The following is a 19,869-nucleotide window of genomic DNA, read 5'->3' as shown; positions in this document are numbered from 1 at the left end:
ACCTGGCACCTTACCTATCTGGAGAACTGTCATGAGCAAGCTGATGATCGCCGACCTGAGCGCCACCCGGGAACTCGACTGCCGTTCCATGAGCGCCGTACGCGGCGGCTACCTGGGCCTGCCGATCTACTACCCGTCGCCGAGCGTGAAGATCGACACCACCAACTTCAGCGCCGAACAGCTGATTGGCCAGACCAATAACATCGTGAGCAACACAGGCAACGATGTGGCGTTCGTGTCGGGCATCCATTCGTCGGTCAATCCGGTACAGACGGCGAAGAACACGATCAACTTCTTCTGATCGCGCTGCAAGCCGTGGAAGCGAAAACGCTTCCACGGCACCGCCTTCGCTTCACTTCCCTGCACTGCCTCGCCATCGCGTTCCGCTCAAGGAGTCGATCGTGAACACACCGCTTTCGCCGTTGCACACGCCGTTCCCCTTACCTGCACGTTGCGGCGCGATGGGTTCGCTGGCGCGCTTCATGGGTCTGGCGGGATTGAGTGCGGCGCTGCTGTGCGGTTGCTCGGATCTCAGCACGCCTGCTTACCATCGCCCCGACATGCCGGCCAAGCAAACCTGGGCCCACGCGCACCCCGCTGTTTCCGCGGCGGAGACGATCGACGCGCAATGGTGGAAAGCCTTCGAGGACCCGTACCTGAACACGCTGATCGACAAGGCGATCTCGGGCAACGTCGACATCAGGATTCTCGCGGCACGCATTGGCGTGGCCGGTGCGCAGATCGGCGAAGTGCAGGCCGGCGCGCTGCCCACGCTCGATGCGGGCGCGGGTATCGATTTCGAGAAGCGCACGGGGCAAACGCTCACGAAGTCCTATAACGTTGGCGCGCAGTTGAACTGGGACATCGACATCTGGGGCAAGGTCGAAAAAGGCGTGCAGGCCCAGAAGGCCGAATACCACGCGAGCGAGGCGGATTGGCGTGCGGGGTGGCTCACACTCGTTGCAAATGTGGCGACCACTTATTTCCAGATCCTTCAGTTCGACGATCAAATCCGTGAGGAGCAACAGACGCTCGACAAGAACAAGCAAATTCTCACGATCTACGAGCAGATGTACGCAAATGGCGTGGCGCCGAGGACCGAAGTGCTGCGCCAGAGCGCCGAAATCAACGGGCTCGCGAACGAACTGCTCGAACTGCACCGCTCGCGCGATACCGAGGAAAACGCGCTGGCCACGCTGATTGGCGTGCCGGCGGGCGAGTTCAAGATGCCGGCGGGGCAGTTGCGCCAACGCGTGAAGCTGCCCGACGTGCCGATGGGGCTGCCCGCCCAGTTGCTCGCCCGCCGCCCCGATGTGGTGGCCGCGCAGTTCCGCATTCTCGAATCGTATGATGAAGTGGGCGCCGCGCGGCTCGCACAATTGCCGACCATCAGTCTCACGGGGCGGGGCGGCACGGCCGCATTCTCGCTCTCCGACCTGTTCAAGGCTTTCACCTTCAGCTTCATGCCGAGCATCAACCTGCCGATGTTCGATCCGGGTGTGCATGCGCACATCAAGACGACCGAGGCGCAAAGCAAGGTGGCGGAAGAGCAGTATCGTCAGGCGGTTTTCACGGCTTTCGAGGAAGTCGAAAATGCGCTCGTGAATCTCGACGCGCACAAAAAGCAGCGCATCGAGCTGCTCCAGCAGAACGAGCGTTTGCGCATGGTCGCGGCGCAAGTGGAGGCCCAGTTGAAGGAAGGCCTCGTCTCGCAGCTCGAAGTGCTGGAGTCCGAACGTTCGCTCGCTTCCGCGGAGTTATCGCTGCTCGCCAATCACGAACAGATCCTGAGCGACACCGTCACGCTCTACAAGGCAATCGGCGGCGGGTGGCCTGCTGTCGAAGTGACCAACGTGGCATCCTCCGCTGTGGCCGCAGCACCGGCCAGGTGAGCGAGCGTGAGCGTGCAACGTGGCAAGACGCGCCAGTGGTTTGATTCCCGCAATCCGTCGCCTACACTTTTCTCACACTCCGATCGCCATGTGCAAGGCGCGCGGCTTCACACGGATCGCCGGTGTGCGCGCAGCGCTCGTGCTGCACGCAGTCTGGCGGACCAATGCTGATCGTTGGCGGAATCATGGTGCCTGACGTCGCTTCGATTGCCGCTTCGGTCGTCAAGAGGCAGACCACACTCGACCGGACCTTCGATATTGTGCTTTGGCCGATATCCCATCCGGAACTGGGCGAGATCCGCATCGACAAGGATCTGTTCGCCGTGGGGCGCACGCAGCCGTCTTTCGCGCACGCGCGGCCCGAGCTGGTCGTCGACGTTTCGCGCCGCCATGCGCGTATCTTCAGCGAAGGCAGCGTGGCCTACGTGGCCGACCTGGACAGCAAGAACGGCACGGCGGTCAACGGTATCGAAGTCACGCAGAAGCCCCACGTTCTGAAAGACGGCGACGAGCTCTGCTTTGCGGGCACACTCACATATCGCGTGGGTTTCGTCCCTCGCGCGGCGCGCGCGGCGGTGCGGGCGGCCATCGTAACGCTCACGCCCGAACGCGGCGATCTGGGTCTGCAGCCGATCGTCATCAGCAGTTTTCCGTTTCTCGTGAGCAAGGCCGACGAGACCTTCGCCCAGTATCGCGAGGCCTGGCCGCATCAGGTGAACTACCTCTCGCGGCGCCACGCGCACATCTACGCCGAGGACGATGCGGTATACGTCGAAGACCTCGACAGCACCAATGGCACGTTCGTTGACGGGCAGCGCCTCGCCGAGCACGCAGTGCGGCTGGCACAAGGGCAGCGGCTCGCGTTCGGCGGCGACCACTTCGCTTACCGCGTCGGCATCGAAAGCGCGTCTTCAACCGACTCCACCGTCACGGCGACGCGCCAATCCGGCACGCTCGCGCCTGCTGACGATCCCCACGCCGCCGCTGGTCCTGGCGCCGATCTGGTGTTCGATCCTGAGCGCACCACGTTCGTCGGCACCGCTCACTCGTTTCTCGACATCTTCTGCACGCCGGTGCCCGCGCAGGACGACGAGATCAACCCCGATGCGCCCGCGCGCGCGCCCGAATCGGTGCCGGACGCGCGGCGCCGGCGCGGCCGGCTCGAAGTCTTTCTCTGCGAGTTGAGCGAAGCGCTGGGCGGCAGCGGGCGCATCGACATGCGCCGCCTTGGCCGGTGGGGCGGCGGCGTGCTGGCCGCGCTCGCCGTGCTGGTTGCCGTGACGTACTTCCAGGGCGCGCCGCAGCGCGACATGCAAGCCTTGCTGGCGAGCGGCCAATATGAAAGCGCGGCGCGTATCGCCGATCAGCACCTCGCACGCTATCCGGACGACGCTGCCTGGCGCGCGATGGGGACAGAAGCGCTCGTCAAGGCGAAGGTGCCCGAATGGATCGCCGCCATCAATGAGCGTGCGTTCGATCGCGCGCAAGCCATCGTGCAGGCGATGCGCACGCTCGCGCGCCACAACCCGGACGCAGAGCCGCTCGTGGAGAACATCGGCTGGATGGGCGCGCTGCAGTCGTTCGTGCTGGGGCGCGGCGGCCCGCAAGCGCCGATCCGCATCTATCGCGACGAAGCGCCCATCCGGGCGCTCACGAGCCGCTGGAACGACGACCCCGGCGAGCATCAGCGCGCGCTCGACCGGATTTCGGCTTACGTGCCGGCGTTTGCGACGGTTTATGCCGATGCACTCAGCCACTTGCGCAAGCTGCAAAGCGACGACTCGGTCTACGTGGCCGCGCTCGAACGCATCAAGCAGGCGATCGGCGAGGCGCTGGAGAGCGACCGTCTCGACGGACTCGCCGCGATGCTGGCCGACTACGCCCAACGCTACCCGCGGCTTGGCGGGCTCGACGCCGTGCGCGCCGACCTCGACCAGTATCAGCAGATCGACAGCGAGGCGCACGCCGGCCATGTGCAGGCGGTGCGCGAGCGCCTTGCCTCGGCGCACTTCGCCACGCCGCAATTCGCGGCCCATGCGGCCCGGCTTGAAAAGCTCGCATCGGCAGGAGACCACGGTGAAGCCGCCCCGGCTCGTTGAGCGCCTGCGCGCGGCGCTGCACACGCTCCAGTCACGCGCGGCTCGCGCGCAGCAGACGGTGCATGCGGCGCCCGAGCCGCCCCGGGCGCTTGGCGAGGCGCTCGACGATCACAGCGAGGAGGGCATCGCGATCCTGACCGCGCGGCCATGGCGCTTGATCGAGGCGACCATCATCGCGCTGGTGGCGCTCGTGGTCTGCGGGCTCGCCTGGTCGTTCGTCGGCCGCGCGGACGTGATCGTGAGCGCGCAGGGCACGCTCTCGCCCGAGTCCGAGGTGCGCCGCATTTATGCGCCCGTGGACGGCGAACTGGTCGATATCTATATCGCAGAGGGTCAGCCCGTGGAGAAGGACGACGTGATTGGCCGCATCAATGCGCGCGGTGCGATCCAGGCGGCAACCAACGCGCTCGACGCGCGCCTGAAGCTTGACGACGCCGAGCGCGAATGGAAGGAGTTCCCCGAAAAGAAGGCGCTCATGGAGCGCAAGGCCGAGGCGCTCAAGGCACAGATCGGCGTGGAAGAGCAAGCGCATGAAACCCGCGTTGCGGAAGGTACGAGCAAGCTGCAGCAGGCCGAGAACGCGCAACTCGACGAAGCGCGCGGCAACATCGATAACGCGCGCCACGTGCGCGATCTCGCGAAGGAAGAGCAGGACAAGTACGAGCGATTGTTTGCGCTGCCCGGCGGCGGCGGGATTTCGCAAAGCCAGGTGGAAGAAAAGCGCAGCGCGTTTTTGCAGGCGGACAATAACTACCGGATTGCCCAGGCGCGGCTGGCCGCGCTGCAGGCGCAGACGAGCCACGAGTTCGCGCAGGCGAAGGCGCAGCTTCAGGGCAGTGCGGAGACGCTCACGAATCTGCGCATCGAATACGATGCCACCGAGCGCGAAATCGCCAATACCGAGGACAAGCTGCGCTTGCAGGTGCAGACCGCGCGGCTCGCCGCCGACGCTGCCGCGCGCATCCGCTTCGAGAACATCGACAAGGACAATTTCCTGCTGGTGCTCGCGCCGGTCTCGGGCGTCATCACGGACGTGACCACCACGCAGCCCGGCGACAAGATTCAGGCCAACACGCCGCTGGGCGGCATTGCGCCCGCCAACGCGCGCCCGGTCGTGAAAGTGGCGATTGCCGAGCAGGACCGGGCGTTTCTGCACGAAGGGCTGCCCGTGAAGCTCAAGTTCAACGCGTTTCCTTACCAGCGTTATGGCGTGGTGGATGGCACGCTCGAATATATTTCGCCGGCAACCAAGCCACAGGCGCCAACGCACGAGCCCGTTTATGAAGGGCGCGTACGCCTGGCACGCGATTACTTTTCGATTGCGGGCACGACGTATCCGCTGCGCTACGGCATGACCGCGACGGCCGAGATCGTCGTGCGCGAGCGGCGGCTCATCGATTTCGCGCTGGACCCGTTCCGGCAGGTCGCGGGCTGAAGCTGGCGGGGCGGGAGCGGCCGCAACCCGGAACTCAAGAATCAGGATCTGGAACTGAGGGGAACGAGATGACGGCAATCGTACGTATCGACGACGAGGTGATCGGCACGGAGGATTTCATCCGGGTGCTCAAGCTCACGGGGCAATTCGAGAGTCTGGTCGAGCAGCAGGTGCGCGACCGGCTCACCGTCATCGCGGCGAAGAAAATGGGCGTGCAGGTGAGCGCCGACGAAATCCAGCAGCGCGCCGACCAGTTCCGCCGCGTGCGCGGGCTGCACCGCGCAGCGGACATGAATCGCTATCTGGACGTATTCGGCATCAGCCTGGACGAGTTCGAGCGCTTCATTACCGACACGCTCTATCAGGAGAAGACCTTCGACCAGATCTGCAGCGACGAGGCCGTCGAAAGCTATTTCAAGCTCAATTCGCCGAAGTTCGACAGCATCGAGGTGAGCCATATCGTGGTGGACTCCGAAGGCAAGGCGCGCGAAGTGATGTCGATTCTCGAAGACGACCCGGAGGCGTTCGGCGAAATGGCGCGCGAACACTCGATCGCCGATACGAGCGAGCGCGGCGGCGTGATCGGCAAGGTGCTGCGCGGCTCGCTCAAGACCGACATCGAGGCGAAAGTGTTCAACGCGCAGGTGGGGGACTTGCTCGGGCCTTTCCCCGCGCCCGACGGCTCGTTCTTCGAGATCTTCTGCGTGAGTGCGAACCATCCGGCGACGCTGGATGCGGACGTCTCCTCCGAAGTGCGCCGGCTGTTGCGCGAGGAATGGCTGGCCGAGCGCGCGCAGGAACACATCATCGACGCGCATTGAGTACGCGGAGCCCCGCAGATGGATACCCAGGCGCCCGCACCGGCTAGCGTACCCACGCTGGCGGACTTTCTCGCAACGGTCGAACCGCTCTCGCTCTTTTCGCGCGAAGAGCTTGACCGTCTCGCCGCGCAGGTTCAAACGCGCAGCTACGCATTCGGCGACACGCTGTGCAAGCGCGGCGACGCCGCGGCCGGACTCTACGTGATTCGCTCGGGCTCCGTGCGCCTGATCGCCGAGGAGCGCGGCAAGGAGACCAGCCTTGGCGTGCGAAAGGCGCCCGAGGTGTTCGCCGAGATCGCCATGCTGCGCGACTACTGGCACGAGGTTTCGGTGCGCGCCTCCGCGAAAACGGAGGTGCTCTGCATCCCGCGCGCGGCACTCGAGCCGTTGCTGGCCGCGAACCCGGCCGCGCAGTCGTTCGTGACGAGCTACGTGGCGATCAGCTCCGCCGGCGGCTTCGTTTCGCGGCTGTTCGATTTGCGCGGCAAGCTCTCGCGTGAAGAGCTCGAAGAATATGTGTCGAGTGTCGGCGTCAAGCGCGTGAGCGCGGGCAAGGAGATCGTGCGTCAGGGCGCGGGCGGCGACATGCGCCTTTATGTGGTGCGTCAGGGGGAAGTGAGCATCGCGCGCGAGGAAGAGGGCAACGTGTACCAACTCGGCAAGCTGGGCGCGGGCGAGATTTTTGGCGAACGCGCGTGCTTGCTGCGCCAGGACCAGCAAGCGAGCGTGAGCGCGCTCACCGATGTGCGGCTGCTCGTGATTCCCGAAAAGACCGTGCACTTCATGCTCGAACGCAACCCGAAGCTGCGCGAGGTGCTGGAAGAACGCGTGCGCTTCACCGAGCGCGAGTTGCAGCGCCAGAAGAAGCTGGCGGAGCGCCGCCGCCACCCTCTCGCGATCGACACCGGCGCGGATGCGAAATTCAACGAGCGCATCATCAAGCGCTTCGTGCTGGTCGAGCAGGCGGAGGAGATGGATTGCGGTGCCGCGTGCCTCGCGATGATCTGCCGGCATTACGGTATTGCGATGACGCTCGGCAAGCTGCGCGATCTCGCGAACGTAACGACGCAGGGCGCGACGCTCGACAGCCTCGCGCGCACCGGCGAGGCGCTCGGCTTCACGACGCGCGGCGTGCAGTGCACCTATGAGGCCTTGCAAGGCTTCGAGCTGCCGTTTATCGCGCACTGGGAGGGCTACCACTATATCGTGGTCTATGGCGTGTCGAAGCAGTGGGTGAGGGTGGCCGACCCGGCGCTGGGCTTTCGCAAGCTGAGCGTGGAAGCGTTCGAGCGCGGCTGGAACGGCACATGCCTGCTGTTCACCGCCGGCGAAACCACGGGCGCGCAGGTGGCGTCACGCTCGCCGTGGGTGCGCTTCATCGGCTATCTGCTGCCGTACCGGAAGATCCTCGCGCATCTTTTCCTCGCGACGTTTGTTATCCAGATGCTGGGTGTGGTGCCGCCGCTCATCATCCAGAACATTCTCGACAGCGTGATCGTGCACCAGAACGTGAGCCTGTTGCATTTGTTGATCGTCGGGCTCGTCATCTCGCACGTGTTCACGCAATTGATGACGACCATACGCGCGCATCTATCGAACTTCATGGTGCGCAGTCTCGACTTCGCGATGATGTCGCAATTCTTCAAGCACACGATGTCGCTGCCGTTCTCGTTCTTCGCGCGCCGCAAAACGGGCGATATCTTCGCGCGCTTCCAGGAGAACCAGACGATCCGCGCGTTCCTCACCGAATCGACGGTGACCACGGCGCTCAATCTGCTGATGATTTTCATCTACTTCACGATCATGTTTCTTTACAACGTGAAGCTCACGTTGCTGCTGATTGCTTTCGTCATACCGATCATGGCGCTCACCGCGATCGCCACGCCGCGCATCAAGCGCTATGCGCGCGAGGTCTTCGCCGTATCGACGGACGCACGCTCGATGCTGATGGAAACGCTCGGCGGCGTGGAGACCGTTAAGGGCATGGGCATCGAAAGAGCGGTGCGCCTGAAGTGGGAGCGCAAGTACGCGAAGTCGCTCGAAGTGCAGTATCGCGCGCAGGCGTTCAACATTCTGGTGGGTCTGGGCAGCCAGTTGCTCAACGCCGCTACCACGGTTGTGATTCTTTGGGTGGGAGCCACGCTCGTGCTCGATCGGGAATTGAGCATCGGCCAGTTGATTGCGTTCAACGCATTCATGGGCAGCGTGCTCGCGCCGCTGATGGGTCTCGTGGGCCTCTGGAGCCTCATGAACGATGCAGCCGTTGCGATGGAGCGACTGGGCGACGTGCTCGACATCGAGCCCGAGCAAAAGCCCGCCGATCTCGGCTCGCGCGTGCTGCTGCCCGACGTGCAGGGCGACATCGAATTCAACGGCGTGTATTTCCGCTATGGCGGCAACGAAACGCCTTATGTGCTGGAGAACATCAGTTTCTCGATCGGCCGCGGCCAGATGGTGGCGATCGTCGGGCGCAGCGGCTCGGGCAAGACCACGCTCGCCAAGCTGCTGGTGGGTTTCTATGCGCCCACGGAAGGCAAGATCAACGTGGACGGCTACGACATGAGCGCGATCGACCACGCGTACTTTCGCGCCCAGGTGGGCTATGTGATGCAGACCAACCTCGTGTTCTCGGGCACGATCGCGGAAAACATCGCTTGCGGCGACCCGAGCCCGGACTGGCGCCGCATGGAGGAAGTGGCGCGCATGGCCGACGCGCACGCGTTCATCAGCAAGATGCCGCTCGGCTACGAACAAGTGGTGGGCGAACGCGGCATGGGTCTCTCGGGCGGGCAGATCCAGCGTCTGTGCATCGCGCGTGCGCTGTATCACGACCCGCGCCTGCTCGTATTCGACGAAGCCACCTCGTCGCTCGATACGCAGTCTGAAAGCAATATCCTCTCGAACATGCACGATATCCTCCAGGGCCGCACGGCGCTAATCATCGCGCACCGCCTGAGCACCATCATGCGGGCCGATAAAATCCTCGTGCTCTACGAGGGCGCCATCGTGGAGCAGGGCCGGCATGAAGAACTCGTCGAGCGCAAGGGCATGTACTACCAGCTCGTCCAGAAACAGCTGAGTGCGACATGAAACTCTTCGACCCGCATGGATTCGGCAGCTCCACGCTCTCTTATGCCGGGCTGCTCGAGAAGATCGAGATCCTGCGCTCCACCTTGCGCTGGGCGCCGCGGCTCGAACGTGCGGAGATCGAGAAGCTCCTGAACCAGTCGAACGCGCTGCGCGACGAAGTCATGCAACTATCGCGCAAGGAGCGCTTTATCGAGGCGGCGGCCGATTTGTCCGACGTGTCCGATGCGCCCGAATCGCTCGACAAGCCGGAGGCGCTCCCGCCCTCGGCGCACCGGCGGCGCGAGGCGCTCATCGAGCGCAGCTTCATTTTCGAAGGCATATTCGGCGACAACCCCAAGCTGCTGGCGGCGCTGGAGGTGGCGGAAAAGGCGGCGCCCACCGACCTGCCCGTGCTGATCGATGGTGAAAGCGGCACCGGCAAGGAGTTGATGGCGAAGGTGATCCATGCCAATGGCGCTCGCTCGGAACGGCCTTATATCTCGGTCAACTGCGGCGCGATTCCGGACAATCTGCTCGAATCGGAACTGTTCGGCCATCGCAAAGGCGCCTTCACAGGCGCGTCGAGCGACCGCAAGGGCAAGTTCGAGAGCGCCCACACCGGCACGATCTTTCTCGACGAGATTGGCGAACTGCCGCTGCAAGGGCAGGTGAAACTGCTGCGCGTGCTCGAAGCGCACGAGATCCAGCGCGTGGGCTCTGACGAGCCGATCGCGGTGGACACGCGCATCGTGGCCGCGACCAACCGGAACCTGCGGGAACTGGCCGCCCAGGGGCAGTTTCGCGAGGACCTGTTCTATCGGCTCAGCGTGATTCACGTGACGCTGCCCGCGCTGCGCGAGCGCCGCGACGAGATTCCCCTGCTGATCTCGTGGTTCGGCGACGAGGCGGCCAGTCAGCTCAAGCGCCGCCCCGTGAAGCTCACACCGAAGCTGCGCGATTTCCTGCTCACCTATGCGTGGCCAGGCAATATCCGCGAGTTGCGCAACGTCGTCTATCGGCTTTCGTGCCTCGCGGGCGACACCGCCGACCTCGAACATCTGCCCGACGATATCCGGCCGGTGCCTGCGGTTGCGGCATTGCGCGAGGTCGATGGGCAAGCGTTGGGCTCGCCGCTCTCGCTCAGCGACGCGAAGCGCGCCGCAAGCGACGAAGCCGAGCGCGCCTTCCTCGAACGCGGCCTGCATGAAACCGGCGGCACCGTGGCGGAACTGGCGCGCCGCTGCGAGATGAACCGCTCGCATCTACAGATGCTGCTCAAGAAGCACGGCATCCGCTCGAAAGATTTTCGTCATGCCGACAAGACGGATCGCGAAAAGGAATCCTGAGCGCGACAACATGAGCCGACGGCCGCGTGCTTCACGGTGACACTACGGCGGGATTCACCAGCGTATGATCCGCGGCGTCGGGGTCTTCGGCCCGGATGACGACCGCGGTGATATTGTCGCGCCCGCCCGCCTGCAAGGCCATGTCGACGAGCGTATCGGTCGCGAGCCGGCAGTCGCCGCCTTCGAGCGCGCGCGCAATGTCGGCTGCCTGCACTTCGTTGCTGAGGCCGTCGCTGCAAAGCAGAAAGCAATCGCCGTCGCGCACGGCGATATGGCCTTCATCGAGGTCGAGCCAGTTCGCGGCGCCGACGGCCCGCGTGATCAGATGCTGCGAGGGATGGTGGCGTGCCGCTTCGGCGCTCAGGTGACCCTGTGCCCGAAGCTCGGCCACATGGCTGTGGTCGGTCGTGAGCGGCTCGAGGCGCGCGTCGCGATAGAGATAGAGGCGGCTGTCGCCCGCCCACAGCCACTCGCATTCGCGCCCGCTCGCCATCAGCACGGCAACGGTGCTGCCGATCACGCGCACGCTCCGCCGCGCCGCTTCCTCGCGCAGTTGCTGGTTCACTGTTTGCAGCGTGTCGCGCGCGGCGCTCTTGATGGCTGCAAGCGAGTTCGATGCTGCGAGCGTGCCAAGCGCGCCAAGCGCGCGCACGATCGTCTGGCTGGCGAGGTCGCCCGCGGTATGACCGCCCATGCCGTCGGCCACGGCCCAGAGGCCCTGCTGGGGCAGATCGAGATACGCGTCCTCGTTGAGCGCCCGCACGCGGCCAATGTCCGTGCGCGAAGCCGAGGCCCACCGCAATCCGGCTGTCACGATCGACCTCCATCCAGGCTAGACGAGACCGTTGTTCTTGCCGGTCTGGCCCACGCCCACCGTCACATTGGAATTGGCCCCGGAGTTGGTTACGTCGAGCATCTGAAACTGATTGACGACCTGGTTCGCATAGAACGTGTTGTTGGTCTGATAAAGATTGATGACGGGGCCGAACGCGGAGGGCTGTTCGGGCTGGTACGGCTGAATCCAGCCGAACACCCACGGCGCACCTGCGCCCCGGATGAACGACATCGCTTTGTGGTCGATATCGCGTTGCAGGTGAAGGTCGGTAATCGCGAGCGAGGTCATGGTGTTCTCCATCCAGATGATGGCCGCGAGCGCGCGGCTGTGCGCCCATACCGTGCAAGCATCATGCCACTGCGTAGCGCGCGCCCGCGCTGGGCAAGCCATATCGCCGGGAGCCCTGCTGGACGAGGCGCTTCGGAGCGCCTGAGCGTTCTTTGCATGCTAGTGCCACGCGGTCCCATTGCGCAATGGTCATGACCGCGCCAACACCTGGACCTCACAACGTTGTCAGGACTCCGACACTTGCGGCGTTCGGCTCTGGCTGCGCGATCGTGGGGGAAATGGTGGATCGGCGCAAACACATGTGAGGCGAATGCGTTGGCGAGCGGCTAACAGGCGGTGGCGAGCGTTGCGTGCGTTTTCCGGCAAAGCCTTATACAGCCGTGGTTGAGAGCGTTGGCATAGCTGATGCAGGTTAGTTGGCAACCGGCGAACCCCGCAGCAACACGGGAAGCCGACAACCCCCAACAGCCAGCCAGACGGACCCAGCCATGTGCCTCGATCTTCAACCGACGAACCGCAGCGCAGACATCAGCGCCGCCGAGGAACTGCCGCTTGGCGCCCATCTCGTCTCGCGTCGCGCGGGCTACAGCCATCACGGCATCTATGTCGGCGCGGGCCGGGTCGTTCACTACGCGGGTCTGTGCACGTCGCTGCATCGCGGCCCGATCGAAGAAGTCTCGCTCGAACGCTTCGCAGCCGGTCATGAAGTTTCCGTCGTCGCGCATCCGTTTGCCGCATACGCGGGCCGCGCGGCCGTCGCGCGGGCGCGCTCGCGTCTTGGTGAAGACCACTATCGCTTGCTGACCAACAACTGCGAGCACTTCTGCACGTGGTGCGTGGACGGCAAGGGCCGCAGCGAACAGGTCCGCACGTGCTTCGCCCATCCGCTTGCCGCCATTGGCGTCGTCCGCGCGCTGGTGCGCGCGCGCCGCGCTCAGGCGCACGCCGCTGCATTCGCCATGCTGGCGGCGTGATCGTCACGTTAAGACTTCGCCATCGCTATTTGTTCTGGAGACCGTCATGAACCCCACCGGATCGTCACTGCGCGTTCTCGTCGACAAGTGGCTCGCGCCGAACGCCCATGCGCCCGCGCGCGTGGTGTGCTTTAGCCGCATGCAGGACAACCGGCTGCGCTATGTTTGCGTCGAGGCCGTTCACCCCGCGCGCACGATTGCAATCTTCTTCTTCCGCCACGACGATGGTTCGTGGTGCGTATTTCCGCCTGCAAGCCAACGTCCGGCCATGATGACGCGCGCCGCGTGACGCGCGCCCCTTTTGCGGGGCACGCGGCGGCGCATCGAACCGTGGAGAGGTCAGGCGGGGAATCAGCGCAACAGCGTGGGTCGCGGCGGCACCGCAGTGACGGGTGCCAGCCCGCGCGGCGTTGGCACGCCCGCGACGCCCACGTGCAGCCCGATGAACGACCGCGGCGCGAGCAGCGCTTCGTGCGAGACGATGCGCGCGCCGCCGGTAATCGCGGCCATCGCCTCTTTGTCCAGATCGACGCTTTCCGGAAGATCCTTGATGACGAGAATACCCATGGTCTGCTCCATGCGAGCGGATGAAGGGAAAAGGCCGCACGTCAGTGCAAGCGCTGCGCGCCTGTGTGATTGTGAGCGCTCGGCGCCGAGTATTCAACACGGTTTTTTGAACGCCGGCACAGCGGCTCGCCAGCGGCACGCGAGAAGACGCAGACGGGACCCCGGCACCGTCTGCGTCTTTTTGCGTGGAGCGGCGGCTAAAGCGTCACTCCGGTGCTCGCGTATTGCGAGGGATCGACCTTGAGATTCAGCGGCCCGAAGCCCGCGCCGATGTAACCGATATTGTTGAGCGCGGCGACGTTGACCACCTGAATTTGTTGAATGTTCTGCTGGATGGTCGGCGATACGTTGATGCTGGCGATCGGTCCGTAACCATAGGTCGGGTTGTTGGCGCCGCCGCGCACGGCAATCATGGCGCGGCGGTCGAGTTCGGTGCCGGGGGCCAGCTCGCGAATAACGATGGAAGACATGGCAAGCCTCCAATAGTGAAAACAGGTGGATCGCAACGGGCGGACGCGATGCATCGATCGAGCGTGTGCAATCGTCCCGCCGTGGCGTGATCAGAAGTTGATCGAGTTGCGAGCGTTCTGCACGGGGTTGACCGTCGACTTGATGCCCGTCGCGAACGCAACGTCGTTGCCCGTGTTGCTCACGATACTGTTGGTCTGGCCGATCAGCTGTTCGGCGCTGAAGGTGGTGGTGTCGACCTTCACGCCCGGCATGGGGTAGTAGACGGGCCAGAGGCCCAGGTTGCCGCCGCGCACGGCGCTCATGGCGCGGCGGTCGAGTTCTTGGGTGGCGCTCAGGTCGGCGATCATCAGCTTGCTCATGACAGTTCTCCAGAATGGCAATACGGGGGTGGGTAGTTGAGCTGCAGTGTGTTGCGGGCTCGGTTCTCTTAATGCACAGGGTGTGCCAGGATTTGCCAAACCCGCTGCGCTCGCCGCACGAATCGCGACGCGCCTTGTCTGGCGGGGCCTGGCGCGCTTGCAGCGCGTTCGCGGGCCATGCACGAGAGCGCATGCGGCCAGCGGCGCAGATGGCCGGCGCCCAACAGCACGCAGCAAAGGCGTTGGGTTTGCTGCAACACGCGACAGGTCTCGCTCGCGTGGCTGGTGCGCCGCCGCCACGCATAGTTCAGGCACCGATTGCGTTGCGCGTTGCGGCAGATTAATCTCACTTTAGACACGTCGAAAACGCGGCGCGCTCGTGCGTTGCGAATGCGTTGGCCAGCCTGAAGCTGAATTGACGGCAGACGAATGATGAGCCTTTCGCAGCTGATCCAGACGTTCCAGAGCGGGACGCTTTCACGCGAGGCGTTCTACTCCGAGATCGACCACGTGCTCGCGGCTGACGTGGCCAATTGCGCTCGCCTGCGCGAGGCGATGGACGCGACGCAGACGGTCCATCCGCTACCCGATGCCGTCTACACGGAAGTCCTCCGGCGCATCGAACGCCGCCAGGACAGCACGGCGACCACCAGCGACGAAACCCGCGTCCAGGAGAGCCCTTCGGCGGCCCACGCGCCGCCGGTGCGCGCCACCCATGCGTCCGACGAGCCGGAGCACATCAAAGGCATTGGCGACACGCTCAATGGGCGCTTCGTGCTCGAAGAATGCCTTGGCGTGGGGGGCATGGGCACGGTCTACAAGGCACTCGACCTGCGCAAGCTCGAAGCTTCCGATCGCAAGCCGTACATTGCGATCAAGGTGCTCAACGTGCAGTTTCGCGGCCAGCCGACTTCGCTGATTGCGCTTCAGCGCGAGGCCCGCAAGGCGCAGACGCTCGCGCACCGGAACATCGTCACGGTGTACGACTTCGACCGCGATGGCCCGCTCGTCTATCTGACGATGGAATATCTGTGCGGCAAGCCGCTCAGCAAGGTGCTGCGCGCGCAGGGCTTTGCGGGCATGCCATTCGGGAAGGCCCGGCCCATCATCGCCGGGATGGGGCAGGCGCTCGCGTATGCGCACGAGCGCGGCTTCGTGCATTGCGACTTCAAGCCCGCCAACGTCTTTCTCACCGATGGCGGCGACGTCAAGGTGATCGACTTCGGCATTGCCCGCGTGTTCCAGCGGCCCGAAGAGGACCCCGACGTGACCGTATTCGATCCGGCGACGCTCGGTGGCATCACGCCCGCCTATGCGAGCCCCGAGATGTTCGAGCACCGCGAGCCCGACCCGCGCGACGATGTCTACGCGCTTGCCTGCGTGACTTACGAACTGCTCACGGGCACGCATCCGTTCAAGCGCAAGTCGGCAACCCAGGCACGCAGCGAGAAGATGCGCGCCGAGCGGCCCCAGGGGCTCGATCGCACCCAATGGCGCACGTTGAGCGCCGCGCTGGCGTTTGATCGCGCCGCGCGCACGGCGAGTGTCAATCAGTTTCTCGCGGGCATGGGCGTGCTCGCGCAGGCGCCGGCATTCCCCGCCGCGCGGGTGGCGGCCCTGGGCGTGGGCGCCGTAGTGCTTGCCGGAGGGCTCTGGATTGGCTATCGCGCGCTGTCCGGCAATGAAGCGCCACATGCAAGCGCTTCCAATGCCGCCGCGCCCGTGATCGCGGCCACGCCGGCCGCCGTGGTGGCGAATGTACCTGTCGCAAGCGCAGCGGTACAGACGCCGGCGGCAAGCGCAGCGGCGCAAACGCCCGCTGCAAGCGCCACGCTGGTTGCCGCCGCGCCGGGCGCCGCCGCGCTGGATACGCTTAATTCGACGCTCTCGCGTATCCCGTGCTCGGCACTGGCGGCGTCGCTGCCGGCGCAGGCGCTCCAGGTCCGGGGCTTTGCCAATGCAGGCGACGGCATCGCGCGCATGCGCGACGCGCTCGCGCAAATACCGGGTGCACAGGGCGCGAGGCTCGACGTGAGCGCCATCGAAAACCACAACTGCGAGGTCGTGAACGCGTTCGCGCCGTACTGGCGCGCCAATCGTCAGGCAGGCGGCGAGGCGACGATCCATACGCGGCCGCTGGACGCGCAATTCATGCAAGGAAGCCCGCTTATCGTCGACATCACCACGCCGCACTACGACTCGTATGTCAACGTGGACTATTACGCGCTCGACGGCAGCGTCGTGCATCTCGTGCCGAGCAATCACGAGCGCGACAACCAGGCGCCGCCGGGTTTTTCGGCGACGGTCGGCAGCACGGGCGACTGGATTATCGACAAGCCGTTCGGCACCGAGATGATCGTGTTGTTGATTACGCCCGCGCCGCTATTCGATGCGCTACGTCCGGCGTCGGAACCGCGCGCGGCGTATCTCGCGGCCGTTGGCCAGCAGTTGAAGCAGATGGAAGCGCGCTACGGCCGCGCGCACATTGCCGCCGATTTCGTGCAGATCACGACGCGTGCGCGCAATAACTGATCGATGTGCTTCGCGCCCGTTGGGCTATGCGGTCTGCAAAAAAAGTCCTCGTCAATGTGACCGCGCCCATTCAATCCGTACCTATGGGGCCACGTGTGTCAGCATGAACGGCGGCGCGGCAAAGACAGCCGAGGGCGCCGCGCCGACCTGGAACTGCATCACCTGCTGCGCGACGAGCTTCAGTTCGAACATGATGCCAAGCGCCGCATCAAGTCGTTCAGGCTGACCGTTGAACGTTTGGTCCAGCGCCACGAGCAGGCTCCGGTACGCTTCGTAGAACTGCTTGCCGGCGATATACGCGCCGCTGCCCTCGGGATAGTCGCTCAAGGCGGCATTCGGGAACAAATTGACGATGTTGCTTTCGTCGAGCGGAACCGGCTCGCCCGTATACGACCACCCGGAAGGGTTCGCGCCATCGGGCACGAGCCGATGCCCGTAGAAGATTTCCCCGAACTTGAAGTAGTGCGCGTAGTTGCCATCCGGGTCCGCTTTCGGATTGATCTTGTCCTCCCGGATCTGCAAGCCTTCGCCCTGACGCACGATCGTTTCGAGCACCGCGCGCGCGGATTCGAGCGACGACACCTTGCCGTGCGGGAAGCGTTCGATTTCCGGCGGAAACCATTTGCTGATGTCGATCTGCTGTTCGAGCCGCGGTTGGGCGAAGATCGGCTGCCCGGCGGCAACGAGTTCCGCAAGCTTGTCAATTAGCGCCGCATAGAAGTCGCCGATGGAGTCGTAGCTGGCCTGCGCATCGGCGAGCAGCCGGGTCTCGCCGGGAAGGATCGCTTTCGTGGCTGGCCGCTCGATGGCCATGAACACGTTGCCGACTTGCGGCTTCGTCAGCGAGCCCAGCGTAACGGTCAGGCCTTCGTCGATACACATCGGCAGTGGGCCAGGATACTGGAGTTGCTGCGCGATCTCGAGCAGTCTCGGGTTGCCGCCGATCGCGATCAGCGTATTGCCCGCGAGCGTCATATGGAGCATTTCCTCGACCACGATCGAATGCACCAGCGCGCGCGCTTCACGATTTTCCGCCTTGATCGAAAACAGGGCGGTCAGGTACGGCGGAATCGTCGAGAGTTCGAGCGACATCGCGCCGCTCAGCATCGTCTGCACGTCTTCGACACTATCGGCCGCGCGCAGACGGGCGATGACTTCTTTTCTGATTTTCAGCATGGCGAATCATTCCTGTTCAATGAGGGGCGGCGACGAGTCTGCACGCCGCCTTCAGCTCTTGCTGCCGATGCGTCGCGTGGCGATGCCCGTGAGGTCGGGCGCCGCGTCGCGGTCTCCAGCGAGATTGCGCAACGGGCATCGCTTGCCAAACAGCACCTGGCGATCCATTGTTTTTCCGGTACGGTTCATCACATTGCGGAAGTAGTTGATGAGCATGCGGCGTTTCGTGGCCGACAGATCCCGCGTGACCGGCATCTGGTCCGGATCGTCGATGGTTTTGTCGAAAACGAAGTGCATGACGAACGCGGCGGAATCCGCCACTTCCTGCTTCGAAAAGTCGAACAGCCCCTGGCTCATCACCGGGTAGAGATTGGCGTACTGCTGGAGAATGGGCTGCACATCCTCCCAGCGCGGGTTGTCGAGATCGATCGGCTCGTCTCTTGCCGGAAAGGTGCTGAAGACCACGATCGCCAGCTTGTCGTATGGCTGCTGAATGGCCGTTTCGCCGCCCGCGAAGTTGTACGAGACCACATAGAGCTGGCCGTCGATGTAGCCGCGCGGATTGCCCATCGATTCGGGGCCGGTGATCGCGATGCGCGCTACGCCGCGCTCGTCGGTCTGCGCGCGCTGCGGTGTCAGTTGCAGGCCGCCGGGAACGTTGTTGATGGGCAGCAGCGCCCGGGGCGTCGCGCCGGGTTTCCCGCTCGCTGGCGTGTTCGAGTAATCGGGAGCGGGCGAGCCGATCCAGAAGTCCAGCTCCCGATGCGCGCATGGCCCGCCATAACGCGCCGCGTAGAGACTGGTCTGCATACGGTTCTGGGCGGGATCGTTCGGGTCGAGCTTGAAGGTGAACGCATCCGCGCGAACCTCGAGGCCGTGGGGCGCTTCGCGCACGCAGACGGTCGCGCTGCCCGAGCCGTCAACGGCCTGAACGATGGCGAGCGGCTTGCCGCGCACCTTTTGCAGCAGATCGCCTGGCAGCGGCAGCGACTGGACCCCGCCTTCGAGGTCCTGCAGGTTTTGGGTCTGGTCGACGTTGCCGAGAGCGATGTAATCGTCTTTTGGTAATTCGGTATCCTGTGTAACGGTGTCGTCGAGCAGAACCGCGAACTGCAGCGGCTGGCCACTCACCGGCGCGATCTTGTAGCCTGCGCCGAGCGGCAGCGCATTGCTCAGATCGACGTTGAGCGTGCTCGTTTGCTCATCGACGAACGACGAAAAACACCCGATGCCGTTGCCGCTGACGAGGTCGCCGGCGCCGTTCGACGTGGTGGGCATGAAGCGCCGCCCCAGAATGAACGAGCGCGGCTGGCTGGACTTCGCGGGCCCGATGTTGCCGAGGAGAATGCCATAGCCGAAGTCAGGCACGAGTACGCCGTTCTTCTTCACGCGCTGCTGGTAGCCATAGGTGCTCAAACGGATCGACAACTCGTCGCGTTCCGACGCCGAGCGCAACTGGTCCAGCAACGCGCTTTTCAGTTCGCGATGCCAGACGATGTTGGTCAGGACCGACTGGAACATCGCCGATGCGCCGCTGTCGCCACCGGCGGTGGAGCGCGTAAACCAGAGATCGCGAAACGGATTGCTCTCGTACGCGGCGGTCATGATGGGCAGGCCGTCAGTCCCGATCAGCGACACCTCGAGCCCATAGATATTCGACGCGAGCTGCCAGTCGGTGTCGAGGTCGACGAGCTTGCCGGCCGGGCGGCTGAGCGAATTGCCCACCGTGCAGCCGATCAGCGGATCGGATTGGGGGGCGGTGAGCAACTGGCCGGTCAGGCCTCGCAGGCTCTTCACCGTGCAATCGGTGAAACGCATGATCGCGGTGCCCGTCGGATTCCACCAGCCGTTCATCGCGTCCTTGCTCTGGAACTCCTGAAACGACGCTTCGAAATGCTCGTTGTCGAAATGGCGGGGATCATTGTTGACTGTCGAGACGTCGGCCTGAAACTTGCCGGTGAACGCAAACCTCGGGAATTGCAGGTAGCTCATCTCTTCTCCTGGA

General features: G+C 64.4%; 17 protein-coding genes. 10 read left to right on the top strand and 7 right to left on the bottom strand.

Features of this window, described 5'->3' with window-relative positions; all coding sequences use genetic code 11:
* The first annotated feature begins 31 nt into the window (after positions 1-31).
* From NH14_RS29425 to NH14_RS29395, 7 genes are all read left to right on the top strand, one after another.
* Positions 32-301, top strand: a complete 270-nt coding sequence (locus NH14_RS29425; protein WP_035533486.1) for a hypothetical protein — start codon at positions 32-34, stop codon at positions 299-301.
* A gap of 160 nt (positions 302-461) precedes the next feature.
* Entirely contained in the window at positions 462-1,892 is a 1,431-nt protein-coding gene (locus NH14_RS29420) for an efflux transporter outer membrane subunit (protein WP_052148493.1), read from the top strand.
* A gap of 164 nt (positions 1,893-2,056) precedes the next feature.
* Entirely contained in the window at positions 2,057-3,991 is a 1,935-nt protein-coding gene (locus NH14_RS29415; RefSeq protein WP_237179805.1) for an FHA domain-containing protein, read from the top strand.
* A 58-nt stretch (positions 3,992-4,049) separates the two neighbouring features.
* A complete protein-coding gene (locus NH14_RS29410; RefSeq protein WP_035533550.1) occupies positions 4,050-5,426 on the top strand; it encodes an HlyD family secretion protein in 1,377 nt (458 codons plus the stop codon).
* Positions 5,427-5,494: 68 nt separating this feature from the next.
* Complete coding sequence (locus NH14_RS29405) at positions 5,495-6,247, top strand: peptidylprolyl isomerase (protein WP_035533488.1); 753 nt, start codon at positions 5,495-5,497, stop codon at positions 6,245-6,247.
* An 18-nt stretch (positions 6,248-6,265) separates the two neighbouring features.
* Positions 6,266-9,337 (top strand): peptidase domain-containing ABC transporter, encoded by a 3,072-nt coding sequence (locus NH14_RS29400; protein ID WP_035533490.1) that lies wholly within the window; start codon positions 6,266-6,268, stop codon positions 9,335-9,337.
* Complete coding sequence (locus tag NH14_RS29395) at positions 9,334-10,662, top strand: sigma-54 interaction domain-containing protein (RefSeq protein ID WP_035533492.1); 1,329 nt, start codon at positions 9,334-9,336, stop codon at positions 10,660-10,662. The genes NH14_RS29400 and NH14_RS29395 overlap by 4 nt, the downstream gene beginning before the upstream one ends.
* Positions 10,663-10,693: 31 nt before the next feature.
* Here NH14_RS29395 and NH14_RS29390 read toward each other — a convergent pair whose 3' ends face one another.
* Positions 10,694-11,476 (bottom strand): PP2C family protein-serine/threonine phosphatase, encoded by a 783-nt coding sequence (locus NH14_RS29390; RefSeq protein WP_152617299.1) that lies wholly within the window; start codon positions 11,474-11,476, stop codon positions 10,694-10,696.
* An 18-nt stretch (positions 11,477-11,494) separates the two neighbouring features.
* A complete protein-coding gene (locus tag NH14_RS29385; RefSeq protein WP_035533495.1) occupies positions 11,495-11,785 on the bottom strand; it encodes a hypothetical protein in 291 nt (96 codons plus the stop codon).
* Between the two features lie 488 nt (positions 11,786-12,273).
* On the opposite strand from NH14_RS29385, the gene NH14_RS29380 reads away from it, so the two are divergent.
* Together NH14_RS29380 and NH14_RS29375 are read left to right on the top strand one after the other, a co-directional pair.
* A complete protein-coding gene (locus tag NH14_RS29380) occupies positions 12,274-12,759 on the top strand; it encodes a lecithin retinol acyltransferase family protein (RefSeq protein ID WP_035533496.1) in 486 nt (161 codons plus the stop codon).
* Between the two features lie 46 nt (positions 12,760-12,805).
* A complete protein-coding gene (locus tag NH14_RS29375) occupies positions 12,806-13,048 on the top strand; it encodes a hypothetical protein (RefSeq protein WP_035533498.1) in 243 nt (80 codons plus the stop codon).
* Between the two features lie 62 nt (positions 13,049-13,110).
* Here the strand turns inward: NH14_RS29375 and NH14_RS29370 are convergent, their stop codons facing one another.
* The 3 genes from NH14_RS29370 to NH14_RS29360 all read right to left on the bottom strand — a co-directional run bounded on the left by NH14_RS29370 (position 13,111) and on the right by NH14_RS29360 (position 14,156).
* A complete protein-coding gene (locus NH14_RS29370) occupies positions 13,111-13,326 on the bottom strand; it encodes a hypothetical protein (RefSeq protein WP_162531588.1) in 216 nt (71 codons plus the stop codon).
* 197 nt (positions 13,327-13,523) lie between these two features.
* Positions 13,524-13,796: a hypothetical protein gene (locus tag NH14_RS29365; protein ID WP_035533501.1), complete on the bottom strand. Its 273-nt coding sequence runs from the start codon at positions 13,794-13,796 to the stop codon at positions 13,524-13,526.
* Positions 13,797-13,886: 90 nt separating this feature from the next.
* Entirely contained in the window at positions 13,887-14,156 is a 270-nt protein-coding gene (locus tag NH14_RS29360; protein WP_035533503.1) for a hypothetical protein, read from the bottom strand.
* A 429-nt stretch (positions 14,157-14,585) separates the two neighbouring features.
* Here NH14_RS29360 and NH14_RS29355 point away from each other — a divergent pair, with 429 nt between their 5' ends.
* Positions 14,586-16,688: a serine/threonine-protein kinase gene (locus tag NH14_RS29355; RefSeq protein ID WP_035533505.1), complete on the top strand. Its 2,103-nt coding sequence runs from the start codon at positions 14,586-14,588 to the stop codon at positions 16,686-16,688.
* An 81-nt stretch (positions 16,689-16,769) separates the two neighbouring features.
* Here NH14_RS29355 and NH14_RS29350 read toward each other — a convergent pair whose 3' ends face one another.
* Positions 16,770-17,864, bottom strand: coding sequence for a ferritin-like domain-containing protein (locus NH14_RS29350; protein WP_035533507.1), 1,095 nt, complete (start codon positions 17,862-17,864; stop codon positions 16,770-16,772).
* A gap of 51 nt (positions 17,865-17,915) precedes the next feature.
* Positions 17,916-19,856, bottom strand: a complete 1,941-nt coding sequence (locus NH14_RS29345) for a hypothetical protein (protein WP_035533508.1) — start codon at positions 19,854-19,856, stop codon at positions 17,916-17,918.
* Between the last annotated feature and the right edge of the window lie 13 nt (positions 19,857-19,869).

This window comes from Paraburkholderia sacchari (genome assembly GCF_000785435.2).
Taxonomy (GTDB): domain Bacteria; phylum Pseudomonadota; class Gammaproteobacteria; order Burkholderiales; family Burkholderiaceae; genus Paraburkholderia; species Paraburkholderia sacchari.
The sequence above is the reverse complement of the archived record's forward strand: the minus strand, read 5'-3'. Positions and strand labels throughout refer to the sequence as shown.

Coding starts and splice junctions, on each gene's coding strand:
- NH14_RS29345 (WP_035533508.1), bottom strand. CDS start 19,856: ATGAGCTACCTGCAATTCCCGAGGTTTGCGTTCACCGGCAAGTTTCAG.
- NH14_RS29395 (WP_035533492.1), top strand. CDS start 9,334: ATGAAACTCTTCGACCCGCATGGATTCGGCAGCTCCACGCTCTCTTAT.
- NH14_RS29350 (WP_035533507.1), bottom strand. CDS start 17,864: ATGCTGAAAATCAGAAAAGAAGTCATCGCCCGTCTGCGCGCGGCCGAT.
- NH14_RS29355 (WP_035533505.1), top strand. CDS start 14,586: ATGATGAGCCTTTCGCAGCTGATCCAGACGTTCCAGAGCGGGACGCTT.
- NH14_RS29425 (WP_035533486.1), top strand. CDS start 32: ATGAGCAAGCTGATGATCGCCGACCTGAGCGCCACCCGGGAACTCGAC.
- NH14_RS29420 (WP_052148493.1), top strand. CDS start 462: ATGGGTTCGCTGGCGCGCTTCATGGGTCTGGCGGGATTGAGTGCGGCG.
- NH14_RS29385 (WP_035533495.1), bottom strand. CDS start 11,785: ATGACCTCGCTCGCGATTACCGACCTTCACCTGCAACGCGATATCGAC.
- NH14_RS29405 (WP_035533488.1), top strand. CDS start 5,495: ATGACGGCAATCGTACGTATCGACGACGAGGTGATCGGCACGGAGGAT.
- NH14_RS29415 (WP_237179805.1), top strand. CDS start 2,057: ATGCTGATCGTTGGCGGAATCATGGTGCCTGACGTCGCTTCGATTGCC.
- NH14_RS29370 (WP_162531588.1), bottom strand. CDS start 13,326: ATGGGTATTCTCGTCATCAAGGATCTTCCGGAAAGCGTCGATCTGGAC.
- NH14_RS29400 (WP_035533490.1), top strand. CDS start 6,266: ATGGATACCCAGGCGCCCGCACCGGCTAGCGTACCCACGCTGGCGGAC.
- NH14_RS29365 (WP_035533501.1), bottom strand. CDS start 13,796: ATGTCTTCCATCGTTATTCGCGAGCTGGCCCCCGGCACCGAACTCGAC.
- NH14_RS29375 (WP_035533498.1), top strand. CDS start 12,806: ATGAACCCCACCGGATCGTCACTGCGCGTTCTCGTCGACAAGTGGCTC.
- NH14_RS29380 (WP_035533496.1), top strand. CDS start 12,274: ATGTGCCTCGATCTTCAACCGACGAACCGCAGCGCAGACATCAGCGCC.
- NH14_RS29360 (WP_035533503.1), bottom strand. CDS start 14,156: ATGAGCAAGCTGATGATCGCCGACCTGAGCGCCACCCAAGAACTCGAC.